This is a genomic window from Micromonospora sp. S4605, from assembly GCF_003176715.1.
Classification (GTDB): domain Bacteria; phylum Actinomycetota; class Actinomycetes; order Mycobacteriales; family Micromonosporaceae; genus Micromonospora; species Micromonospora echinaurantiaca.
Genome location: NZ_QGSW01000152.1, coordinates 15,408 through 36,571, shown reverse-complemented (window position 1 = coordinate 36,571; position 21,164 = coordinate 15,408). Strand labels below are relative to the sequence as shown.

General features: G+C 74.3%; 26 protein-coding genes. 14 read left to right on the top strand and 12 right to left on the bottom strand.

Features of this window, described 5'->3' with window-relative positions; all coding sequences use genetic code 11:
• Nucleotides 1–10: 10 nt before the first annotated feature.
• Entirely contained in the window at nt 11–136 is a 126-nt protein-coding gene (locus tag DLJ47_RS37470; RefSeq protein WP_255562307.1) for a hypothetical protein, read from the bottom strand.
• Between DLJ47_RS37470 and DLJ47_RS10930 the strand changes: the two genes are divergently transcribed.
• A complete protein-coding gene (locus DLJ47_RS10930; protein WP_109899924.1) occupies nt 135–602 on the top strand; it encodes an SAM-dependent methyltransferase in 468 nt (155 codons plus the stop codon). The genes DLJ47_RS37470 and DLJ47_RS10930 overlap by 2 nt on opposite strands.
• Before the next feature lie 28 nt (nt 603–630).
• Here DLJ47_RS10930 and DLJ47_RS10925 read toward each other — a convergent pair whose 3' ends face one another.
• Complete coding sequence (locus DLJ47_RS10925; RefSeq protein WP_109899923.1) at nt 631–1,359, bottom strand: alpha/beta fold hydrolase; 729 nt, start codon at nt 1,357–1,359, stop codon at nt 631–633.
• Between the two features lie 231 nt (nt 1,360–1,590).
• On the opposite strand from DLJ47_RS10925, the gene DLJ47_RS10920 reads away from it, so the two are divergent.
• Nucleotides 1,591–1,851 carry a hypothetical protein gene (locus tag DLJ47_RS10920; RefSeq protein ID WP_199235781.1) on the top strand — a complete coding sequence of 87 codons (261 nt, stop codon included), beginning with the start codon at nt 1,591–1,593 and terminating at the stop codon, nt 1,849–1,851.
• Nucleotides 1,852–1,928: 77 nt separating this feature from the next.
• Here DLJ47_RS10920 and DLJ47_RS10915 read toward each other — a convergent pair whose 3' ends face one another.
• The gene (locus DLJ47_RS10915) at nt 1,929–2,360 is read right to left on the bottom strand and encodes an SRPBCC family protein (RefSeq protein ID WP_233257771.1); all 432 of its coding nucleotides are present in this window, start codon (nt 2,358–2,360) and stop codon (nt 1,929–1,931) included.
• Entirely contained in the window at nt 2,357–2,752 is a 396-nt protein-coding gene (locus tag DLJ47_RS10910) for a RidA family protein (RefSeq protein ID WP_109899922.1), read from the bottom strand. The genes DLJ47_RS10915 and DLJ47_RS10910 overlap by 4 nt, the downstream gene beginning before the upstream one ends.
• A gap of 63 nt (nt 2,753–2,815) precedes the next feature.
• Here DLJ47_RS10910 and DLJ47_RS10905 point away from each other — a divergent pair, with 63 nt between their 5' ends.
• Together DLJ47_RS10905 and yidD are read left to right on the top strand one after the other, a co-directional pair.
• Entirely contained in the window at nt 2,816–3,754 is a 939-nt protein-coding gene (locus DLJ47_RS10905) for a helix-turn-helix transcriptional regulator (RefSeq protein WP_109899921.1), read from the top strand.
• Nucleotides 3,755–3,831: 77 nt separating this feature from the next.
• Nucleotides 3,832–4,209 carry a membrane protein insertion efficiency factor YidD gene (yidD, locus tag DLJ47_RS10900; protein ID WP_109899920.1) on the top strand — a complete coding sequence of 126 codons (378 nt, stop codon included), beginning with the start codon at nt 3,832–3,834 and terminating at the stop codon, nt 4,207–4,209.
• Nucleotides 4,210–4,248: 39 nt separating this feature from the next.
• On the opposite strand, the gene DLJ47_RS10895 is transcribed toward yidD, so the two are convergent.
• Together DLJ47_RS10895 and DLJ47_RS10890 are read right to left on the bottom strand one after the other, a co-directional pair.
• Nucleotides 4,249–4,707, bottom strand: coding sequence for a hypothetical protein (locus DLJ47_RS10895; RefSeq protein WP_109899932.1), 459 nt, complete (start codon nt 4,705–4,707; stop codon nt 4,249–4,251).
• Between the two features lie 2 nt (nt 4,708–4,709).
• Complete coding sequence (locus DLJ47_RS10890; protein ID WP_109899919.1) at nt 4,710–7,145, bottom strand: molybdopterin oxidoreductase family protein; 2,436 nt, start codon at nt 7,143–7,145, stop codon at nt 4,710–4,712.
• Nucleotides 7,146–7,485: 340 nt separating this feature from the next.
• Here DLJ47_RS10890 and DLJ47_RS35695 point away from each other — a divergent pair, with 340 nt between their 5' ends.
• On the top strand, nt 7,486–7,644 hold the full coding sequence (locus DLJ47_RS35695) for a hypothetical protein (RefSeq protein WP_157748350.1): 159 nt from the start codon (nt 7,486–7,488) through the stop codon (nt 7,642–7,644).
• A gap of 79 nt (nt 7,645–7,723) precedes the next feature.
• On the opposite strand, the gene DLJ47_RS10880 is transcribed toward DLJ47_RS35695, so the two are convergent.
• Nucleotides 7,724–8,131 carry a four-helix bundle copper-binding protein gene (locus DLJ47_RS10880; protein ID WP_233257770.1) on the bottom strand — a complete coding sequence of 136 codons (408 nt, stop codon included), beginning with the start codon at nt 8,129–8,131 and terminating at the stop codon, nt 7,724–7,726.
• 165 nt (nt 8,132–8,296) lie between these two features.
• Here DLJ47_RS10880 and DLJ47_RS10875 point away from each other — a divergent pair, with 165 nt between their 5' ends.
• Together DLJ47_RS10875 and DLJ47_RS10870 are read left to right on the top strand one after the other, a co-directional pair.
• Nucleotides 8,297–8,776, top strand: a complete 480-nt coding sequence (locus DLJ47_RS10875) for an ATP-binding protein (protein ID WP_109899917.1) — start codon at nt 8,297–8,299, stop codon at nt 8,774–8,776.
• A 62-nt stretch (nt 8,777–8,838) separates the two neighbouring features.
• Entirely contained in the window at nt 8,839–9,363 is a 525-nt protein-coding gene (locus DLJ47_RS10870; RefSeq protein ID WP_109899916.1) for a DUF421 domain-containing protein, read from the top strand.
• Nucleotides 9,364–9,477: 114 nt separating this feature from the next.
• Here the strand turns inward: DLJ47_RS10870 and DLJ47_RS10865 are convergent, their stop codons facing one another.
• Nucleotides 9,478–10,386, bottom strand: coding sequence for an LLM class flavin-dependent oxidoreductase (locus tag DLJ47_RS10865; protein ID WP_109899915.1), 909 nt, complete (start codon nt 10,384–10,386; stop codon nt 9,478–9,480).
• A gap of 247 nt (nt 10,387–10,633) precedes the next feature.
• On the opposite strand from DLJ47_RS10865, the gene DLJ47_RS10860 reads away from it, so the two are divergent.
• The 3 genes from DLJ47_RS10860 (at nt 10,634) to DLJ47_RS10850 (ending at nt 13,628) form a co-directional block, all read left to right on the top strand.
• Complete coding sequence (locus tag DLJ47_RS10860) at nt 10,634–11,734, top strand: L-dopachrome tautomerase-related protein (protein ID WP_199235780.1); 1,101 nt, start codon at nt 10,634–10,636, stop codon at nt 11,732–11,734.
• Between the two features lie 101 nt (nt 11,735–11,835).
• Nucleotides 11,836–12,669 carry an MEDS domain-containing protein gene (locus tag DLJ47_RS10855; RefSeq protein WP_109899914.1) on the top strand — a complete coding sequence of 278 codons (834 nt, stop codon included), beginning with the start codon at nt 11,836–11,838 and terminating at the stop codon, nt 12,667–12,669.
• On the top strand, nt 12,666–13,628 hold the full coding sequence (locus DLJ47_RS10850; protein ID WP_109899913.1) for a sensor histidine kinase: 963 nt from the start codon (nt 12,666–12,668) through the stop codon (nt 13,626–13,628). Before DLJ47_RS10855 ends, DLJ47_RS10850 begins: the two co-directional genes overlap by 4 nt.
• 33 nt (nt 13,629–13,661) lie before the next feature.
• Here DLJ47_RS10850 and DLJ47_RS10845 read toward each other — a convergent pair whose 3' ends face one another.
• The 3 genes from DLJ47_RS10845 to hflX form a co-directional block, all read right to left on the bottom strand.
• The gene (locus tag DLJ47_RS10845; protein ID WP_109899912.1) at nt 13,662–13,982 is read right to left on the bottom strand and encodes a TraR/DksA family transcriptional regulator; all 321 of its coding nucleotides are present in this window, start codon (nt 13,980–13,982) and stop codon (nt 13,662–13,664) included.
• 544 nt (nt 13,983–14,526) lie between these two features.
• Entirely contained in the window at nt 14,527–15,771 is a 1,245-nt protein-coding gene (locus tag DLJ47_RS10840) for a PucR family transcriptional regulator (RefSeq protein WP_109899911.1), read from the bottom strand.
• 79 nt (nt 15,772–15,850) lie between these two features.
• Nucleotides 15,851–17,002 (bottom strand): GTPase HflX, encoded by a 1,152-nt coding sequence (gene hflX / locus DLJ47_RS10835; RefSeq protein ID WP_109899910.1) that lies wholly within the window; start codon nt 17,000–17,002, stop codon nt 15,851–15,853.
• A gap of 199 nt (nt 17,003–17,201) precedes the next feature.
• Here hflX and DLJ47_RS37630 point away from each other — a divergent pair, with 199 nt between their 5' ends.
• From DLJ47_RS37630 to DLJ47_RS10815, 4 genes are all read left to right on the top strand, one after another.
• On the top strand, nt 17,202–18,443 hold the full coding sequence (locus DLJ47_RS37630; protein WP_109899909.1) for a DUF2786 domain-containing protein: 1,242 nt from the start codon (nt 17,202–17,204) through the stop codon (nt 18,441–18,443).
• Nucleotides 18,444–18,547: 104 nt separating this feature from the next.
• The gene (locus DLJ47_RS10825; RefSeq protein ID WP_088997191.1) at nt 18,548–18,913 is read left to right on the top strand and encodes a YciI family protein; all 366 of its coding nucleotides are present in this window, start codon (nt 18,548–18,550) and stop codon (nt 18,911–18,913) included.
• Nucleotides 18,910–20,166: an RNA polymerase sigma factor gene (locus DLJ47_RS10820; protein WP_109899908.1), complete on the top strand. Its 1,257-nt coding sequence runs from the start codon at nt 18,910–18,912 to the stop codon at nt 20,164–20,166. Before DLJ47_RS10825 ends, DLJ47_RS10820 begins: the two co-directional genes overlap by 4 nt.
• Before the next feature lie 5 nt (nt 20,167–20,171).
• The gene (locus DLJ47_RS10815) at nt 20,172–20,780 is read left to right on the top strand and encodes a dihydrofolate reductase family protein (RefSeq protein WP_109899907.1); all 609 of its coding nucleotides are present in this window, start codon (nt 20,172–20,174) and stop codon (nt 20,778–20,780) included.
• A gap of 191 nt (nt 20,781–20,971) precedes the next feature.
• On the opposite strand, the gene DLJ47_RS10810 is transcribed toward DLJ47_RS10815, so the two are convergent.
• Nucleotides 20,972–21,145, bottom strand: coding sequence for a CsbD family protein (locus DLJ47_RS10810; protein WP_109899906.1), 174 nt, complete (start codon nt 21,143–21,145; stop codon nt 20,972–20,974).
• Nucleotides 21,146–21,164 lie beyond the last annotated feature (19 nt).

Genomic DNA, 21,164 nt, shown 5'->3' with positions numbered 1-21,164 from the left:
CCCATGCTTCCTACAGCGTCCACGCGGCCACCGCCGCGTTAATGGTGGCGATCAGCGTGCTCCTGCTCGTCGCGTGACCACGGGTCACGCCGCTTGGGCCGAAGATCGCACTCACTGAAGGGAACAGCTTCTCCATGCTCAGCTTCGAGATCCACCCGATCGGTACGGTCCGGAACGAACGGACGGATGCCCAGGACAGCGACCACTGGGGCGCCGTCCGCAGCACGATCACCATCGACGAGCGCTTCGGCGACGCGTGCCTGCAAGGGCTGGAGGGCTTCTCCCACGTCGAGGTCCTCTTCATCTTCGACCAGTTCTCAGAGCGCGACGACTACCGCGAACCCCGCCCGAACCGCGGCCGCGCCGACCTCCCGCCCGTCGGCGTCTTCGCCAGTCGCGGTCCCCGCCGGCCGAACCGGATCGGGGTGACGTGCTGCCGGGTCGAATCCGTGCGCGGTCGCGAACTGACGGTGGTCGGCCTCGACGCGGTGTCGGGCACCCCCGTCATCGACCTGAAGCCGACGATGACCGAGTTCCTGCCGGTGAACGTCCAGCAGCCGGAGTGGGTCAGCCAGCTGATGTCGGAGTACTTCCAGCCTTAGGGCATGCCACCACCGGGCCGCTGGTGCCTCAGGACGCCCCGGACCCGACGCCTCGTGCCGCTTCGATGATGGACTGGGCGACCTCGCCGGGCTGGGACACCGCCATTGCGTGGGAGGCGCCCACGATCTCCCGGACGCCGCGGGCACCGGCGCGTTCGGCCATGAAACGGTGCGCGGCGACCGGGATGTTGCGGTCCGCGTCACCGAACACGAACCAGGTGGGCAACGACCGCCACGGCGGAGCAGCCGTCGCCAGGCCGTCACCGAGCGCCTGCTCGGTCACCGGCCGCTGGGTCCGGGCCATCAGCGCGGCCAAGTCGCCGGGTACGTCGGCGGCGAACTGCGCGTGGTAGGCGTTCTGGCCGATCGCCACCTCGTTGCCGCCGGTGGCCACCGGATAGGAGACGAGGGTGTCGGCGAGCGTGCTGCCGGGGAACTTGCCGGACAGCGTCAGCGCCGACTCACCGGTGTCCGGGCAGAACGCGTTGACGTAGACCAGGGCACGCACCGCCGGGTCGTCCGATGCCGCCTCCGTGATCACCATGCCGCCGTAGGAATGGCCGACGAGCACAACCGGACCGCCGATCCCTCGTACCACGTCCCGCACGTAGGCGGCGTCCCCGGCGACGCCGCGTAGCGGGTTCGCAGCGGCCACGACGGAGTAGGCGGAGCCGAGCCGCTCGATCACACCGTTCCAGCTCGCCGACTCGGCGAACGCGCCGTGGACGAGGACGAGAGTGAGCTCCTGATCCGACACGACGACCAACTCCTTGCTTCGGACGACGTTGGGTGCGTACTGCGCTGGACCTGTACCGGGTGGGCTGATTACCCACGGTGCGACGGTGAAACGGCTGGTGGGGCTACTCGGTGGGTAGCCCTTGTCCGGCCTCAGCCTGGGCTTCGAGCGTTGCGTCGTACTACGGAGCTACCCGACGGTGCTACCGGGAGGTGACGCGGAAGCCGGGCGGTGAGCCCTACCGTCGCGCTCATGAAGAAGGCTCTCGTCGTCATCGGCACGGTGTTCGGTCTCTACCTCATCGCACGGGCGCTCGCCGAGCCGTTCGTGATCGACTTCGGTGACCCGGCCAGTTATCGCGACGACTGGGGTGGGCCCAGCCTGGGCGGGGTGCTGGCAGTCCACTGCGGACCGGGCGTGATCTCCGCCGTGCTGATCGGCCGGGCCGTCCGAACCCGCGTGCGGGCACGCCGCGGCCGGGCCGACGCGCGGGCGGCAGTTCACCGCGACTGACGCAACGGCGGCGGAGCGGTCGCCGACCGCTCCGCCGCGCTGCCGTGGTGCTGCCGCGGCGGTGCGAGGTCCACGTTTCAGGGGCCCGTCAGTGCCGCCACGATCGCCTTGACCACGCCCTGCCAGTGACGGCGCTGCTGCTCGCGTTCGGCGGCGTCGGCCAGCCGCTCCTGGTGGACCGTCAGCCGCGCCCGCCCCTCGCCCGCGGACGTGACCGCCAGTTGCAGCGTCGTGTCGTGTGTCCAGTCGGGCGGCTGCCAGGTGAGCCGGACCCGGTCCAGCTCGCGGAAGCTGCGGGTCTCGCCGCGCACACCGGCCGCGGTCTGGTAGCCCGCGCCGCGCTCCGACAGCACCGTGACGCCGTCGCCCAGCCAGATCGCGAGGCCCGCGGGCGAGGTGATGAAGGTCCAGACATCCTCGACCGGGCGGTCGATCGTCCTGGACACCCCGATCTGCCAGCCGGCGTCGCGGGTGCGCCCCACCTCGGCCCGCCGCCATCCGGCGCTCACCGGGTCACCGCCGCGACCGCGCTGACCTCGACCAGCGCTCCCGGCACGGCCAGCCCGGCGACCCGCGCGACCACAACCGGCGGCGCGGCCCCCGCCAGCTCGGCCGCCGCCACCGGATAGGCCGCGGCGAGGTCGACGCCGTCGACCAGCAGGATCGTCATCATCACCAGATCGTGGACCGTCGCTCCGGCGGCGGCCAGCGCGACGTGCAGGTTGCTCATCGTCTGGCGGACCTGGGCAGCCACGTCGCCATCGACGAGCCTGCCGTCGCCGTCGACGCCGTTCTGGCCACCGACGTAGACCGTCGTCGCACCGGGTGGCACGACAGCGACGTGGCTGAAGGCGGGCGACTGGACGAGTCCGGCGGGGCGGAGCAGCGACTTCTCTGTCATGCGGTCCAGCTTGCCCCGCCACCCGGACGGATAGTGTCAGGGTATGCGGTGGATCCTCGTCAGATGAGCACCACCAACCGCCGTCTCGAAACGCTCGCCCTACTTCAGGCGCACCCGGGCATCTCCGCCACCCAGCTCGCGGCCCGGCTCGGCGTCACCGAGCGGACCGCGCGGCGCGACGTCGCGCACCTGCGTGAGTTGGGCTACCAGATCGATGCCGAGGCCGGCCGGACCGGCGGCTACCGGATCGCGCCCGGCCGCACGATGCCACCACTGCTGCTCGACGCGGACGAGGTGACCGCCGTCGCCCTCGGCCTGCGCGCGGCGGTCGCCGTCGAAGGGTTCGACGCCGCCGCGACCACCGCCCTGGCCAAACTCACCCAGGTCGTGCCGGCTCGCTGGCGTACCCGGCTCAGCGCGCTCGCCGACGTGCAGACGCCGCCGGAGCGGTCCCGCCGCCGCGCCGGGCGCGACGTGCTGGTCCCGGTCGCGCTCGCCTGCCGGGCCGGTGAGGCCATCCGGGTCCGGCACCGCCGCCACGACAGCGCGCGGGCCGCCCCGGTCGAGGTGCAGCCGCACCGGCTCGTCACGCTGTACCGTCACTGGTACCTCGTCGCCTCCCCGCGAGACACCGGGCGCTGGCTGACCTACGCCCTCGACCGGATCGACCACGTCCAGCCGCTCGGCACCCGGTTCCCGGCGCCCGAGCCGCCCGCCGACGCCGCCGCTTTTGTCGCCGACACGCTCGCCCACGGGCCCTGGCGCCACCGGATCCGGGTACGGGTGCACACGTCGGCCGATCTCGTCCGCGACCTGGTCGACCCGAGCGTCGCCACCGTTGTCGACGACGGTGACGAGTGCGAACTCCACCTCGGCACCGACGACCTCGACTGGGCCGCTCGCTGGCTCACCTACCTCAACCTGGACCTCGACGTCGTCGAACCGGCCGCCCTCACCGACCGGTTGCGCGCCCTCGGCCGCTGGCTGCTGGACCGGTACTGAGCGCCCGCGCCGGCGGGCCCACCGGCGACCGCGAGGGCACGGGCGCCGGCCTGGCCACGGTGACGGATCATGGACGGATGTTCAGGCGTATCCGGGAGCAGGCCCGGGAGAACCGCAGGCAGTCGGCGAAGTTCTCGAAGTCGAAGAACCCGGACGGCTGCTGCGACTGCTGCGACCTGGGACTGTTCTCCACACTGCTGACCGTCGGCTCGCTCGCCGCGGCGGCGACCCGGGCACCGGTGCTGGACCGGGCGGGGGTGGCGGCGATCCAGGGCTACCGGAAATGGCTGTCGCCGCACTGGCCCGGGCGGTGCCGGTTCACGCCGACCTGCGGGGCGTACGGGTTGACGGCGGTGCAGCGGTACGGGTTGGCGGTGGGTGGCCGGCTGGCCGCCGACCGGGTCCGTCGGTGCCGGCCCGGGGTGCCGGGCGGCACCCACGACCCGGTGCGCTGAGGCCGCGCGAGGCCGCGCCACGGGCCGTGACCCGGGTGGTCACTCGGCGACGACGAGCGCCTGCGGGGCGGCCTGCTTCATCCGGGTACGCAGCCACTTCAGCTGGATCGCGGTCTCCCCCTCGCACCGCTTGACCACTGCGAGCAGGTCCTCGTCCCGGGCGCCGTAGGCGGCCTGGCCGACGACCGTCCAGCAGATGTCGCACTGGGCGGCCAGCAGGTAGAGGTCCTGGAGATCCCGCAGCAGGCCGATGCCGCCGGTACGGGTGCCGGTGAACAACTCGGAGTGCAGCCGGTCCGGCTCCGCCGGCGCCTCCGCCGAGTAGCGCTCGGCGAACGGCTTCAGGCGTTCGGCGTGCTCGTCGCAGCGCTGCGCCTGCTGCTGGCACAGGTGCTCTACGTCAGGCTCGTCGGAGTGCGCGGCGGCGACCTGGCGGAACGCGTCCGCGAGGTTTATCTGGGCACGGTGCAGCAGACCGAGGTAGTGGGCGAGGTGCACGGTCACTCCTTCCCGCTGGTGGCCTCGGCGGCCGGCCCGCCGACGGTCACCGGCACGTCGGTGCCGGGCACCGGCTCGCTGCCGCCGACCGCGGGCGCCGGTGACGGTACGCCGTCGCCGTCGGCCAGCTTGGCCACCGCGACCGCGGCGACCTTGAACAGCGGCTGCTTGGAGATCGGATCCCAGGCGGTGATGGTCAGCTCGTTCGCGGCCCGCGGGGTGCGCTCACCCGGATCCTGGTCGAAGTATCCGTAGTGGAACGGCAGGAACACCACCCCGGGCCGGATGCCACAGAGCCGGGCCCGGGCCTGCACGGCGCCCCGCGGTGAGGCGATGCCGACCAGGTCACCCTCGGCGATGCCGAGCCGCTCGGCGTCGGCCGGGTTGAGTTCCACCCACACCTCCGGCGCGGCGGCGTCGAGCTGCGCGGCCCGGCCGGTCTTGGTCCGGGTGTGGAACTGGTAGACCGTCCGGCCGGTGGTGAGCAGCAGCGGGTGCTCGTCGTCGGGCACCTCGGGCGAGGGCTGGTAGTCGACGGCGGGCAGGAACGCCCGCCCGTTCGGCTCCGTGGCCCGGTACTCCGACTCGGTGAACTCGGCGCCGGTGGACAGGTCCTGCCCGTAGGTCTCGCAGTAGTCGGGATCGGTGTTGAACACCCCGTCGGTGTAGAGCCGCTCGGTGCCGTCGGGATGCTCCTCGGTGCACGGCCACTGGACGCCGGACCCGCCGCGCAACTTGTCGTAGCTGATGCCGGTGTAGTCGCACGGCCGCCCGCGGGAGCACTCCTTCCAGGCCTCGAAGACCTCCTCCGGCCCGGCCCACGGGATCAGCGGGCCCCCGTCGCGGTCGCGGAAGTCCATCCGGCGGGCGTAGTCCAGGAAGATGTCCAGGTCCGGGCGGGCCTCGCCGGGCGGGTCGACCGCCTTCTCGCTGAGGTGCACGGTCCGGTCGACGCTGGTGAACGTGCCGGTCTTCTCCCCCCACGTCGCGGCGGGCAGCACCACGTCGGCGAGTTCCGCGGTCTCGGTCAGGAAGAGATCCTGCACCACCACGAACAGCTCCGGCCGGGCCAGGATGCGCCGGATCCGCGCCAGGTCGGGCAGGGAGACCGCCGGGTTGGTGGCGCTGATCCAGAGCAGCTTGATCGAGCCCTGCTCGGCGTACCGGAAGATCTGCATGGCGTGCGTCGGCGGCGCCCAGTGCGGGATGGTGTCGACGTCCACGTTCCACAGCCGGGCCAGCTCCGCGATGTGCTGTTCGTTGTTCCAGTTGCGCAGGCCGGGAAGGTCGCCGTCGGCGCCGGTCTCCCGGGTGTTCTGCGCGGTCGGCTGGCCGTTCATCTGGTAGATCCCGGCCCCCGGCCGGCCGATCATGCCCCGGATCAGGTGCAGGTTGTTCACCTGGCAGGCCGCGGCGGTGGCCTGGTTGGACTGGTAGAAGCCCTGCAGCACGGTGGAGAGCAGCCGCTGCGCCGAGCCGAGCAGTTCCGCGGCGCGTTCCACGTCGGCGGCCGGCACGTCACAGATCTCCGCCACCCGGCGGGGCAGGTAGCCGTCGACGATCCGGCACAGCTCGTCGAAGCCGAGGGTGTGCGCGTCGACGTAGTCCCGGTCGTACCAGCCGCGCCGGATGATCTCGCGGAGCAGGCCGTTCATCAGGGCCATGTTGGTGCCGTTGCGGACGGCCAGGTGCAGGTCGGCCTCCCGGGCCACCGGGGTGGCGCGGGGGTCGACCGCGAGCATCGCCGGCGGGTTGGGCCCGCGCCGCCGGTCGAGCATCCGCATCCAGAGCACCGTCTGGGTCTCCGCGACGTTGTGCCCCCAGAGCGCGATCGCGTCGCAGTGGTCCACGTCGGTGTACGAGCCGGGCTGCCCGTCGGTGCCGAAACTGGCCTTCAGCGCGGCCGCGGCCGTCGCGGTGCACAGCCGGGTGTTGCCGTCCATGTGCGGCGTGCCGAGGCCGGCCTTGCCGATCACGCCGAGCGCGTAGTACTCCTCCAGGAACAGTTGCCCCGAGGTGTAGAAGCCGAAGTGCCCCCAGCCGCCGGGGCCGTCGAGGAGTTCCTTCGAGCGGGCGACGATCCGGCCCAACGCGGTGTCCCAGTCGGTCTCCACCAGCCGGTTCCCGTCGCGCACCAGCGGCCGGGTGAGCCGGTCGGGGCTGTTGTTCGCCTGCCAGCCGTAGAGGTCCTTCGGGTCCAGCCGGCCCCGGTTGACCCGGTCCACCGCCCGGCCGCGCACCCCGACGATCCGGCCGTCGGCGACTGCGATGTCCAGCGCGTCGCCGTTGGAGTGCAGCACCGACGCCGACTGGACCCACCGGTCCACGTCCGCGTCGGTCAGGTCACCGTCGAGGAACCGGTCCACCCGCACCGGCCACGCCGCTGCCGGCCCGTACGGGGTCCTCGGCCCCCACGGATCGGCGATCCGGTCAACCACTGTCCGCTCCCTCCCGCCGGGCCGCCCAGATCGGCATGCCCCGGCCCGTCGCCCGGTTGTACGCCCAGTCCACGGCGGTCGGCGACGGCGCTACCCGCGAAGGCGTGGGCGGGGTTCCCGTCCCGGTCGGCGGCGCCCGCGTCATGAACCCGATCGTCACACCCCTGCCCCGCCCACCGGGTCTGAAACCGGTGGTACCCGCCGGAACGGGACGCCCCGCCCGGCCGGCCACGGACGCGACCGGTCGGGCCGGGCCCGGTTTGTGCCGGCCGGGCCCGGGAAGGCAGCGGGTTCGGACGGCGTGGGGACCACCCTCGCGCCGGGTTACAGGGAGGTTGACATGGCTGACCGGAGCCGACTCCACGACCTGCGCCAGCAAGCCCACGACAAGGGCATCCAGGGCAACTCGAAGATGACCGAGGGCCAGTTGCGCCAGGCCATGAAGAAGGTCGACAAGGGCGCCTCGCCGCAGGCCGCCAAGCGGGAGGCCCGGGGCTGACCCCAGCAGCGCCGGCGCCAGCACCCAGCACGGGTGCTGGCGCCGTGTCATGCCGGGACGCGCCCGGCGCGCGGGCGGCTCAGCTCATGGTGGCCAGCAGGTCCCGGCACGCCTGCTCGCAGGCCCGGCAGGCGTCCGCGCAGACGCGGCAGTGCTCGTGCGTGTCGGCGTGCCGGGCGCACTCGTCGCCGCAGGCTCTGCACGCGGTGGCGCAGGCCTCCAGCAGGCTGCGGCTGAGGTTCGCGTCGTAGCCGGTGTGCCGGGACAGCACCCGGGACGTGGTGGTGCAGATGTCCGCGCAGTCCAGGTCGGTCCGTACGCACTTGGTCAGTTCGGCGACCATGTCCTCGCTCAGGCAGGCGTCCGCGCAGGCGGTGCACGCCTGGGCACAGGCGTTGAGGGTGTCGATGGCGGCGGCCAGCTTGGCCCGGTCCAGGTTGATCGACTTCGGGTACGTCTCCAGCATCGACATGGTGATCGTGGACACGGTCGTCTCCTCTCGGTGGCCGTACTCCTGAGCCCCTACCCGCCGGGCCGGTCGGCATGCCGCGCACCGTCCCCGCTTCGGGCGCGGCCCGGCTGCCGGTACCGTCCGCGCTACTTGCTGTCGCGCAACGGTCGCGCCTGCGGAGAACCCCCGTATCCTGCCCGTATGCGGCCTGGGCAGGCGGACGGCGCCGAGCTGACGGACGGCGCGCCGGTGGGGGACCGGTCGGTGCCCCTGTGGGCGCACGCGTTCACCGCCGCGACCGCCACCGAGGTCCGCCACGCGCTGGTCCGGCACGTCGCGGACGCCGGCCTCGCCGGCGACGACGCCGAGGACTTCGTCCTGGCCGTGCACGAACTGGTGACCAACGCGGTACGGCACGGCGGCGGCTCTGGCCGGATCGAGCTGCTCCGTCAGGAGGACGTGCTGGTGTGCGAGGTGCACGACCACGGCACCGGCACGGACGCCGACGCGGTGCGGCTGCCCGCGGCGGACGTTCCCGGCGGGCGCGGCCTGTGGCTGGCCCGTGAGCTGACCGGCGGGCTCATGCTGACCCGCCGCCCGGACGGCCTGACCGCCACCGTGAGCGTCTGCCTGACCGGCCCTGACTCCGCGCATCCGGGCACGCCGGCCAGCGCGGACTGAGCACAGCCGGCGCTGACCGCACGCCCGAGGATTGGCGTACCGGCCGGCGGGTAGGCGCCGCCGTGACCGACTGGGGAAGCGTGTTCCGCCCGGACACGCCGCTGCTGGAGATCGTCGCCCGGGGCAGCGTGATGTACCTGTCGCTGTTCGTCCTGCTGAGGGTGATCCTGAAGCGGGAGAGCGGCACCACCGGCGTCACCAACCTGCTGGTCATCGTGCTGCTCGCCGACGCCGCGCAGAACGGCATGGCGGACGACTACCGGTCCGTCACCGACGGGGTGCTCCTGGTCGCGGTGATCATCGGCTGGTCGTACCTGCTGGACGTGCTCGCCTACTGGTGGCCGGCCGCGGCCCGGGTGATCCGGCCGAACTCACTGGTGCTCGTCCAGGACGGCCGGATCCTGCGCCGCAACCTGCGCCGGGAGTTCATCACCGACGAGGAACTCCACTCCGAGTTGCGGGAGCAGGGCATCGCCGACCTCAGCGAGGTACGCGAGGTCCGGATGGAACCGGACGGCCAGTTCAGCGTCATCCCGGCCGGCGGGGACAAGCCGCGGAAGAAGTCCCGGCGGGGCCCGACGGGGTGAGGCGGGACCCGGGCGCCCCGACCACCGCGCCGGAGCCGACGCGGGTCGAACGCCGGGTCAACCCGCGCGGGCACCCGGAGCGCCGCGCCGGAGCCGACGCGGGCCGGACGCCGGTCAGCCCGCGCGGCGGGCGCGCTCCTCGGCCACCAGTTCCCGGGTGGCCGGCACCACCTCGGCCGCGAACCGCTCGGTCGTGGCGGGGTCGTCGGTGGCGAGGATGAACGCGCTGACGCCGTGGTCGAGGGTCAGTCCGGCGAGGTCCTCCGCCCACTGCTCGGGTGGTCCGTCCAGCAGGGCCCGGCCGGTGTCGGCGAACCGCCCGGCGATGTTCAGCAGCCGGCGTACCGCCGAGGGCTGGCGACCGGCGGCGAGGGCGGCCTCGTCGATGACCCGGTTCGACTCGGCCAGGTCGGCCAACCCACCCGGCAGGTACGCCAGGCTCGGCAGCCAGCCGTCCGCCACCCGCCCGGTCAGCCGCAGCATCCGCGGCTTGTACGCGCCCAGCCAGACGTCGATCCGGTGGGCCGGCGCCGGACCCCGCTTGGCACCGTTGACCTGGTAGTACTCCCCCTTGACCCGGACCGCGCCGGGCTGCTCGGCCGCCCAGGTCGCGCGGATGACCTCGATCGCCTCGGCCAGCGCGCCGATCGCTTCGCCGGGGGCGAGTCGACGGCCACCCATGGCCTCGATGGCCTCCCAGAACGCGCCCGCCCCGATGCCGAGCTCGAACCGGCCACCGCTGAGCAGGTCGAGGCTCGCCGCGCTGCGGGCGAGCACCGCTGGCTGGCGCAGCGGCAGGTTGATCACGTTGCCGCTGAGACGGACCCGCTCGGTCCGCGCGGCCACGTAGCTCAGCAGGGTCCAGGTGTCGTGGAACCGGGACTGGTACGGGTGGTCCTGGAAGGTGACCAGGTCGAGCCCGGCGCGGTCGGCCAGCACGGCGAGGTCGACGGCCTGCCGGGCGGGCTGTGCGGTGGGCGTGACGAAGGTGCCGAACATCAACTCGTGCCCGTAGTCGGTCATGACGCCATCCTCGCTCGCCGCCCGGGCCGCCGGGTCGGCATGCCGCCCCCGCCGACGGGCTCGGCGAGGCCCGGGGCCGGCTGGTCGACCGCACCCGGCGGCCCCGCGCGCCCCGTGGCCCGGGTTTCGCCCGGCTGGCACCGGGAAGTCGGTCAGGACGGGACGCTCGGGGCGCTGGGAGGGATCAGATGCGGATCGGGCACCACGGTGCGGGATCGGCCGCGGGGCGCCGGCACGGCGGTACGGCGTGAACGGCCCGGTCGGCGGCGAGCCGGTCGGCGAGCTGGAACTGGTGCACACGTTCACCGGGCCGATGCCGACCGGGGTGACCGTCTCGCACACCGGCCGGGTCTTCGTGAACTTCCCGAAGTGGGGCGACGAGGTGGCGGCCACGGTGGTGGAGCTGCGCGGCGGCCGGGAGGTGCCCTTCCCCGACCAGCGGTGGAACAGCCCGAGCGGGAACGCCGACGCCGAGGCGTTCGTCTCGGTGCAGAGCGTCGTGGTCGACCCGGCCGACCGGCTCTGGGTGCTCGACACCGGCAGCCCGATGTTCCAGCCGACCGAACCGGGCGGGCCGAAGCTGGTCCGGGTGGACCTGGCCACCGACACGGTCGCCCAGGTGATCACGTTCCCGACGGATGTGGCGCTGACCACCACCTACCTCAACGACGTGCGGTTCGACCTGCGCCGCGGGGACGGTGGCGTCGCCTACGTCACCGACTCGTCGGACTCCGGTCCGAACGGGATCATCGTGGTGGACCTGGCCAGCGGCGCGTCCTGGCGGCGGCTGCACGACCACCCCTCCACCAAGGCCGAACCGCTGGCCACGTTCCGCCCGGTGGTCGAGGGCCGGCCCTTCCTGCAACGGCCGCCGGACGGCCCGCCCAGCCCGGTGGCGATGGGCTCGGACGGCATCGCCATCTCGGCCGACGGCACCCGGCTGTACTACTGCCCGCTGGCGTCGCGCCGCTGGTACAGCGTGGCGACGGACGCCCTGACCGACCGGACGGTGGCCGAGGCCGAGGTGGCCGCGACGGTGGTCGACGAGGGGGACAAGGGCGGCGGCTCGGACGGCCTGGAGACCGACGACGCCGGCCGGTTCTACCTCACCTCGTACGAGCACAACGCCGTGCTGCGCCGCCGCCCGGACGGCGAGTTCGAGACCCTGGTGCACGATCCCCGGCTGCTCTGGCCGGACACCATGTCGGTGGCCGGCGACGGGTACCTGTACGTGACCGCCAACCAACTGCACCGCCAGCCGACCTACCAGCGGGGCCAGGACCTGCGCCGCAGGCCGTACGCACTGTTCCGCACCCGGATCGACGCCGGACCGGTCCGGCTGCGGTGACCGTCACGGCGCGGACCAGGCCGGCCACCCGTGCGCCCTGCCCGCGCGCCGGTGGCGATCGCCGCCGGTCGGCCTACACTGGGCCGCGTGGGACGACCAGCATGATCGATGAGCAGCGGCCGGACGGGGCGTACGGTCACCTGTGCTGGGCCTACGACGATCCGACCACCTTCCGCAGGCACGCCGAGGCGTACCTCACCGCGGGCCTGACGGCCGGCGAACGGGTCTGGTACGTCACCCCGGACGAGCCGGAGGCGGTGCTGGCCCGGCTGCGCCGGGTCGGCGTGCTCGCCGACGCGCTGCGCCGCGGCGCCGCCGAGGTGGTCCCGCTCGACTCGACCTACGCCGGTGACCGGACCGTGGACCCGGCGGCGCAGGTGGCCGCGTACGCCGCCGCCACCGACCGGGCCCTGGCCGCCGGTCACACCGGGTTGCGGGTCGTCGCCGAGGCCACCGGGTTGGTGCGCACCCCGGCCCAGCTCGACGCGTTCGCCCGTTACGAGCACCAGGTCGACCGCTACATGCGGACCCGGCCGTTCCGCGCGATGTGCGCCTACCACCGGCCCGAGCTGGGCGCCCGGACGGTCGCCGAGCTGGCCAGCCTGCACCCCGAAAGCAACGTCGAGGACCTGCTGTTCCGGCTGTACGCGGTCGCCCCGGGCGAGGGGCACGCCGCGCTCGCCGGTGAGCTCGACCCGTCCCAGCACAAGCTGTTCGGCACCGCCCTGGCGCGGGCCGATCTGCGCCCGACCGAGGGCGAGCTGGTGCTGCGCGCGACCGGCCTGCGGTTCCTCGACCACCGCTCGCTGGTGCACCTCGACGAGTACGCGCACCGCCGCTCCGCCACCGCGGTGCTGCGGACCAGCCGCCCCGCCGTGGCCCGGCTGGTCGGCCTGCTGGACCTGCCGAGCCTGCGGGTGGAGGTGACCCGATGAGGACCGGAGCCGCCGCCGGCCATCAGGGCTACTACCACGAGGCCGTCCGCTACGACAGCGACGACGAGCTGCTCGCCGTTCTGCTGCCCTTCCTGATCGGCGGCGCCGAGGCGGGCGAGCCGACCTTCGTCGCGCTGGGCGAGCGCACCGGCGGGCTGGTCCGGTCGGCGTTGCCCCCGGGACTGAAGGTGGAGTTCCTGCCCGGCGGCGACGTGTACGCCCGGCCGACCGCCGCGATCCGGTCCTACCGGCGGCTGCTGGCCGAGCAGGTGGCCGACGGCGCCAACCAGATCCGGATCGTCGGCGAGCTGCCGCCGGTGGCGTTCGGCCCGACCTGGGACTGGTGGGCCCGGTACGAGGCGGCGATCAACCACGCGTACGACGAGTTCCCGCTGTGGAGCATGTGCGCGTACGACAGCCGGATCACCCCGGCGGCGGTGCTGGCCGACGTGGCCCGGACCCACCCCCGGTTCGCCACCCCGGACGGCCGGCACGTGCCCAGTCCGGCGTACGCCCCACCGGCCGACTACCTGCTGGAGAACCACCCGGTGGTGCCGGATCCGCTCCAGGCGGCACCGCCGGCGGTCGAGCTGACCGACCCGACGGCGGCCCAGGCCCGCGCCGCCGTGCACGCCGTCGACCGGGGCCTGCTGCCGGTCGACGACGTCGAGGACCTGGTGGTCGCGGTGAGCGAGACGGTCACCAACGCGCAGCGGTACGGCGTTCCGCCGGTCCGGGTCCGCCTCTGGCCCGGCGACGACCGGATCGTGGTGACGGTCAGCGACGGCGGCGTCGGGCCCCGGGACCCCTTCGCCGGCCTGCTACCGGTCGGCGACGGCGACCCGGGCGGCCTCGGCCTGTGGATCACCTACCAGTCCTGCAACCACGTGACCATGCGGCGTGGCGCGGACGGCTTCACGCTGCGGCTGACCGCCGGCAACCCGCACCACGGCGGCTGACCGCCGCCGGCACCATGCGGCCCGGCGGCCCGGTCAGTTGCCCTGGCGTGACTGGCAGGGCACGCAGAACCGGGCCCAGGGCAGGATCTCCAGGCGGGCCACCGGGATCTCGCCCGCGCACCGCTCGCAGAGGCCGTAGCTGCCCTCGGACATCCGCTGCAGCGCCTGCGCCGTGTCCGCGACCCCCTGCCGGGCGGTCTCCATCAGGCCGCGCAGCGTGTCGGGGTCGTGGCCGCCCTGCTCCGGCTGCCGGCTGTGGATGGTGAGTTCTGCGAGCTGGTCGGTGTAGCTCTGGAACTGCCGCTCCAGGAGGTCACGCAGGGCCTCGGTGCGGTTGCTGACGGTGTCCGTCATGGTCGTGTCTTCCTTTCGGTGGTGCACGGGATCCCCGGGATCGCCGGGGTGGATGCGGGGCGGCCGCCGCGTCGGCGGCCTGCGGGGTGAGATCGGATGCGACGGGACCGGCGACGTCGGGCCGGGGACGGAACTGCGCGTCGGCCGCCGCGGCTACAGCGCGGCGGCCGGGAAGGGCTGGTCGGTCCGGCGGAGCGTCAGGTCCCGGATCGGCGAGGCGATCCCGTGAACCCGGTCGGCGGACAACCGCCCGGACCGGCGATCACGCGCTTCCGGCGGCCAGCGGCCGGGACCGACGGCCGACCGGGTGGCGAAGGTGGCACAGCCACCACGCTGGTCGTCATCACCGCCTCCTCGCCGGTCGGGAACACCTCGGACCTCCAGAGTCGGCCGAAATCGACGGCCGGACAGTGCCCACCGCCGGCCAACAACCGGCCCTCAGATTGCCGGCCGTCGGACAGGTCGTCGCCCGCTGAACCGCCGGTCACCGATGGTCCCCGGCGTCGGTCCGGCGGCGGGGCCGCCCCGACCGCGCCCGGCCGGCTCAGGACGCGGGGCCGGGCAGCGGCTGCGCCGGCCAGTCCAGCGCCCGGGCGCCGAAGACCGCCGCCTGGAGGGTGAACCGGTCGCTGGGGTCGGTCGGGTCGTGCCCGGTCAGCGACCGGACCCGGGCCAGCCGGTAGGTCACCGTACGGACCGACACGTGCAGCCGGCGGGCCGCCTCGGTGGACACCCCACCGGTGGCGAAGTACGCGTCGAGGGTGTCCAGCAGCGGCTCCGCGCCGCCCCGGCTGCGACTCAGCGGGCTGAGCACCGCCCGTACCAGGTCGACCATGGCCGGCTGGTCGCGCAGCAGGACCCGGTAGATGAGCAGGTCGTGGGCGTCGACGACGGCGGTGTCGGCGTGCAGCCGCTGCGCCATGGTCAGCGCCTCCCGGGCCTCCTCGTAGGAGCGGGCGATGCCGTACAGCCCGGGGTGCGGCCGGCCGACCGCCACCTGCCAGGGCCGGCCCCGCGGCAGCCGGTCCAGTTCGGCGTGCATCAACCGGCCGAGATCGGCGACCGGAGCGCCCCCGACCGCCCGGTCGGCGGCCACCGAGTCGGCCGGGGCGATCACCACGAGCAGCCCCTCCTTGGTGGCGACCAGCACGTCCCGGTCGCCCAGCCGGTCGAAGATGACCGCCTCCAGGGCGCTGATCGCGGCGTCCGTGTCGGGCAGCCGGCGGCGCGGCGCGGCCAGCGCCACCTGGTGCACCCGCGCCAGGTCCAGCCCGAACGGCTCGGCGCGCTCCACCAGTCCGCCGAGGTCGGAGTCGCCGCGCAGCAGGTCGTCGACGAGTTCCCGGCGCAGCGCCTCCTCCCGGCGGACCAGTTCCCGGCGGGCCACCGCGAAGCCCTCGGCCAGGGTGGCCACCGCGGCGTCGACGACGTGCAGCACCGCCTCGGCCGCCGCCCGTACCACCTCGCTGTCGGTGGCGCGCGCCAACTGCGGCGACTGCTGCCACAGCCGGCGCGCCGCGGACAGGTACAGCTGCACCGCGCGACCCGCCGACACGCCCTGTTCGGCGGCCCGCCGGCCCAGCGCGCCGACCGCGTCGAGTTCACCGCGCCGGGGCCGGCGGCCGGTCACGGCGGCCTCCGCCAGCAGCGGCAGGTAGTCGCCGAGCAGCTCGACCGGCACCCCGCCGGCGTCCGCGCTGGCACCCCGCGCGACCTCCGCCAGCCAGGCGTCGTCGTGACCCGCGCCGGTCCACCGTCCCGGGCCGGGCCGCCGGACTGCGCCGGTCATCCACCGACTCCCTCGGACCTGGTCTCGGCGCCCACCGCCGATCCGGGACACCCTAACCCGACGGCCACCCCGCCCGGGCTCAGCGCCGGGACAGCCGGCCGGCGAGCGTGGCCCGCAGCTCGTCCATCCCCGCGCCGGTGAGCGCGGAAACCGCTACCGCGCCCTGGTGCACCCGCAGCAACGCGTCCAGCCACTCGACCGGCGTCACGTCGATCTTGTTGAGCACCAGCAGCTCCGGCACGTCACCGGCGCCGATCTCGTACAGCACCCCGTGCACCGTGGTGATCTGGTCCAGCGCGTCCGGCGCCGACGCGTCCACCACGTGCAGGGCCAGGTCGGCCCGGCTGACCTCGTCCAACGTCGAGCGGAACGCGTCGACCAGCTGATGCGGCAGGTGCCGGACGAAACCGACAGTGTCGGTGACGGTGAACAGCACGTCGTCGGCGCGTACCCGGCGCACCGTCGGGTCGAGGGTGGCGAACAGCACGTCCTGCACCTGGGCATCGGCCCCGGTGAGCCGGTTGAGCAGGGCCGACTTGCCGGCGTTGGTGTAGCCGGTGATGGCCACCGACGGCACCTGGTTGCGGGCCCGCCGCTCCCGGTTCCGCTCCCGGCGACGGGTCAGCTCCGAGGCGCTGCGGCGCAGCCGGGTGGCGCGCTGACGCAGCCGGCGCCGCTGGGTCTCCAGCCGCATCTCACCGGGACCGCGCACACCCATGCCCGCGCCGCCGGCCATCCGGCCACCACCGACCCGGGACATCGAGCGCCCGTCACCACGCAGCCGGGGCAGCTGGTACGCGATCTGCGCCAGTTCCACCTGCAGCCGGCCCTCGCTGGTGCGGGCGTGCTCGGCGAAGATGTCCAGGATCAGCGCGGTCCGGTCGACCACCCGCACCCCGACCCGCTCCTCCAGGTTGCGCACCTGGCCGGGGGTCAGCTCGCCGTCGGCGATCACCAGCTCGGCCCCGGTACGCTCGGCCAGGGCGGCCAGCTCGTCGACCTTGCCGGAGCCCACGAAGGTGGCCGGATCGGGACGTGGCCGGTTCTGCACCACCTCGTCGACCACGGCCAGCCCGTCGGTGTCCGCAAGCCGCCGCAGCTCGGTCAGCGAGACCTCGGTACCGGGGCCGGTGTCGCCCGCCTCGTCCTCCCGGTGCACCGCGACGAGCACCGCCGTCGGCCGCCGCGCCGTCGTGCCAGCGCCGTTGCCCAGCAACCACGAACCCGCCATCGCGCACCTCGCCTCGCTCCCGTCGGCCACCGATCTACCCGGGAGCGGGCGAAGCATGCCGGAGCCGGCGGGGCGCCGGTACCGCCGGTGTCGCCGGTCACGACCGACGGACGCCGGCCCCGCGCGGCGGTACGTTCGGCGGGCGGGCGACGGTCATTTCCTTCGCACCCGGAGCACAGCGACGAGGAGGGGCGCGGCCGTGCCGGACGCCGAGGAACTGATCACCGACGCGGTGGCGGCGGCGCGCGGCACCGACGTACGCCTCGCCGAACGGCAGCTGGACCGGCTGGTGGTCGGCGCCGGCGCCCCGGACGTCGACGCGGTGCTGCTGCGCCGCCTGGTCCGCCGGTTCGGGCTGCTCGCGGCGCGCGGCTGGCAGCCAGTCGACCTGGCCCGGATCGCCGCCCGCCGGCTCGGCGCCCGGCCGGCCCGGCTGGCGGTGGACGTGCTCGCCGCCCGCCGGCGCGACCAGACCGGCCCGGTACCCGGCTGGTGGGACGCCCAGCTCGCCGAGCTGGGGGCGCGGGTGTGGTGGCCGGCGGACGGCCGTTACCTGCCCGACTGGGCCGGCCGGGAGGGGCTGGACCGGATCACCGCGCTCCGCGAGGCGGTGGACGTGCTGGCGCTGGCCGAGGGGCTGCCGCCGATCGCTGTGCTCCGCCCGCCGCCCGGGGTGGCCACCGCCCCGGCGGCTCCGGCCAGTGGTCGCGGCGACGCCGCCTCCCGGATGCTGGAGCGGGTCCGCGCGCTGCTGGCCAAGGCCGAGTCGACCACCTTCCCGGCGGAGGCCGAGGCGTTGACCGGCAAGGCCCAGGAGCTGATCGCCCGGCACAGCGTCGACCAGGCGCTGCTCGCCGCCGGCTCCGACCGCGACGACCTGCCCGGCGGCGTACGGCTGAGCACCGACCCCCCGTACGCGGGCGCGAAGGCGCTGCTGGTGCAGGAGGTGGCGGCGGCCAACCGGTGCGAGGCGGTCTGGTCCGACGATCTGGGCTTCACCACCGTGCTGGGCTGGCCGGCCGACCTGGAGGCGGTCGAGCTGCTCTACACCTCGCTGCTCGTCCAGGCCACCGCCGCGATGCTGCGCGGCCGGGGTGAGCGCCGGACCCGCACCTCAGGCCGGCGGACCCGCGGCTACGACGAGTCCTTCCTGAACGCCTTCGCCCTGCGGATCGGCGAGCGGCTGCGGGCCGCCACCGAGGACGCGGACCGGCGGGCCGCCGAGACGGCCGGGCCGGACCGGCTGCTGCCGGTGCTCGCCGCCCGCTCCGAGGCGGTGCGGGAACGCCTCGACACCCTCTTCCCCGGGGTCACCCGGCACCGGCTCACCGTCCGCGACGCCGAGGGTTGGCACTCGGGCACCTCCGCCGCCGACCGGGCGTCGCTCAACCCGGGCCGGCCGGCCGGGCCCACCCGGCAGGTACGCGGCCGCCGCCGCTGACGCCGGAAAATTTTCTCCCCGCGGCTGTCGGGTACGGGGGGTCGGCTCCGACCTACCCGCGAGAAGCGCCACGATGGGCGCGACATCGACGCGAGGAGCACCCGATGAAGTACATGCTGCTGATCTGGAACCGCCCCGGGTTCGCCGAGTCGCTCTCCGAGTCGGAGCGCACCGCGCTCTTCGGCGAGGTCGACGAGATCATGAAGGAGCTGACCGAGTCCGGTGAGCTGGTCGGCGGCCAGGCACTGGCCGACCCGTCGCAGACCCGTACCGTCCGGCTCGGTGGCGGCCAACCGGAGGTCACCGACGGCCCGTTCATGGAGAGCAAGGAGCAGTTCGCCGGCTACCTGATGGTGGACTGCGACAGCTTCGAGCGGGCCGTCGAGATCGCCCGGCGCTGGCCGGACGTGCGGCTGGGCGGCGCGCTGGAGGTCCGGCCGGTGATGGACGAGGCCGGGACGGAGATGTGACGGACCGGGCCGTCGAGGACCTGCTGCGCACCGTCGCGCCGCAGGTCCTCGGCCTGCTCGTGCGCCGGCACGGCCAGTTCGACCGGTGCGAGGACGCCGTCCAGGAGGCCCTGCTCGCCGCCGCCACCCAGTGGCCCGAGCAGGGCGTGCCGGACAATCCGCGGGCCTGGTTGCTGACCGTCGCCACCCGGCGGCTCACCGACGAGTGGCGCAGCGAGCGGGCCCGCCGGGAGCGGGAGGTCGCGGTGGCGATCCGCGAGCCGGCGTACGCGGCGGTGGCCCCGCCAGCCGACGCGGAGCCGCCGGCCGAGGACGACACGCTGACGCTGCTCTTCCTCTGCTGCCACCCGGCGCTGGCCCGCTCGGCCCAGGTGGCGTTGACGCTGCGCGCCGTCGGCGGCCTGACCACGGCGCAGATCGCCCGGGCCCACCTGGTGCCCGAGGCGACCATGAGCCAGCGCATCCGGCGGGCCAAGCAGCGGGTCGAGGCCGCCGGGGCGACGTTTGCCATGCCGTCGGCCGCCGAGCGGGACGAGCGGCTGCGCACCGTGCTCCAGGTGCTCTATCTGATCTTCAACGAGGGCTACACCGCCTCCAGCGGCCCGGACCTGCACCGGGCCGAGCTGACCAGCGAGGCGATCCGGCTCACCCGCATCCTGCACCGGCTGCTGCCCGACGACGGCGAGGTGACCGGACTGCTGGCGCTGATGCTGCTCACCGACGCGCACCGGGCGGCGCGTACCGGGCCGGACGGGGAACTGGTCCCGCTCGCCGAGCAGGACCGCGGCCGGTGGGACCGGGCGGCCATCGAGGAGGGGATCGCCCTGGTCACCGCGGCGCTGACCTGGTCACCGCCGGGGCCGTACCAGGTGCAGGCGGCGATCGCCGCGGTGCACGCCGAGGCACCGTCGGCCGAGCGGACCGACTGGCGACAGATCCTGGCGCTCTACCGGCTGCTGGCCCGGCTGGCGCCGAACCCGATGATCACCCTGAACCAGGCGGTGGCGGTGGCCATGGTGGACGGTCCCCGGGCCGGACTGGCGCTGCTCGCCCCGCTGGACGCCGACGAGCGCACCGCCGGGCACCACCGGCTCGCCGCCGTCCGCGCTCACCTGCTGGAACTGGCCGGCGAGCCGGCCGCCGCGCGGGAGGCGTACCGGGCGGCGGCGCGGGCGACCACCAGTCGCCCGGAACAGCGCTACCTGGAGCTGCGCGCGGCCCGGCTGGCCGCCCCGCCCAACCCGACGAAGTAGCGACCGTGAGCACGGTGACCTGCCACATCTCGATGTCCCTGGACGGCTACGTGGCGGGACCTGAGCAGAGCCTCCACGACCCGCTCGGCAAGGGCGGCATGCGGCTGCACGACTGGGCCTTCCCCGCCGACGGCGAGCGGTCCGAGGTGGACGCCCGGGTGCTCGACGAGGTGACCCGCGACGTCGGGGCGTACGTGATGGGGCGGCGGATGTTCGGCGGCGGTGACGGGCCGTGGGACGAGTCCTGGCGCGGCTGGTGGGGCGAGGATCCCCCGTTCCACACCCCGGTGTTCGTGCTGACCCACCACCCGCGGGACCCGCTGCCGATGGCCGGCGGGACGGAGTTCCGGTTCGTCACCGACGGCATCCACTCGGCGCTGGCGCAGGCCCGGGCGGCGGCCGGCGACCGGGAGGTGGCTATCGCCGGCGGCGCGAGCACCGTGCGGCAGTACCTCGCCGCGGGCCTGCTCGACTCGCTCCACCTGCACATCGTGCCGATCGTGCTGGGCGCCGGCGAACGGATCTTCGACGGCGTGGGCGACCCCCGGCTGGAGCAGGTGGCCGTGGTCGCCGGCCCCACGGTCACCCACGTCCGCTACCGGGTGCTGCGCTGACCTCGCCGGCCGAGGATCCCCCCCAGCCACCACCCCGCCTGTCGGGACCACCCTTCCACGACCTGGAACCACAAGAGATCTTGGTAGGAAATGGCCCCTATAGGGGCGACTTCCTACCAAGATCTCGTGGGCCGGGCGCGGAACCGCCGGGCCGGTGGGAGCCGGCCCGGCGGTCACGGGCGTACGTGAGCTCAGCTCTTGAACGCGTCCTTGACCTTCTCGCCGGCCTGCTTCAGGTTGGCGGCCGCCTGGTCGTTGCGGCCCTCGGCCTCGAGCCGCTCGTTGTCGGTGGCCCGGCCGGCACCCTCCTTGAGCTTGCCGGCGGCGTCCTCGGTCGCGTTGTTGATCTTGTCCTCGACACCCATGTCAAACCTCCGCTCAGCG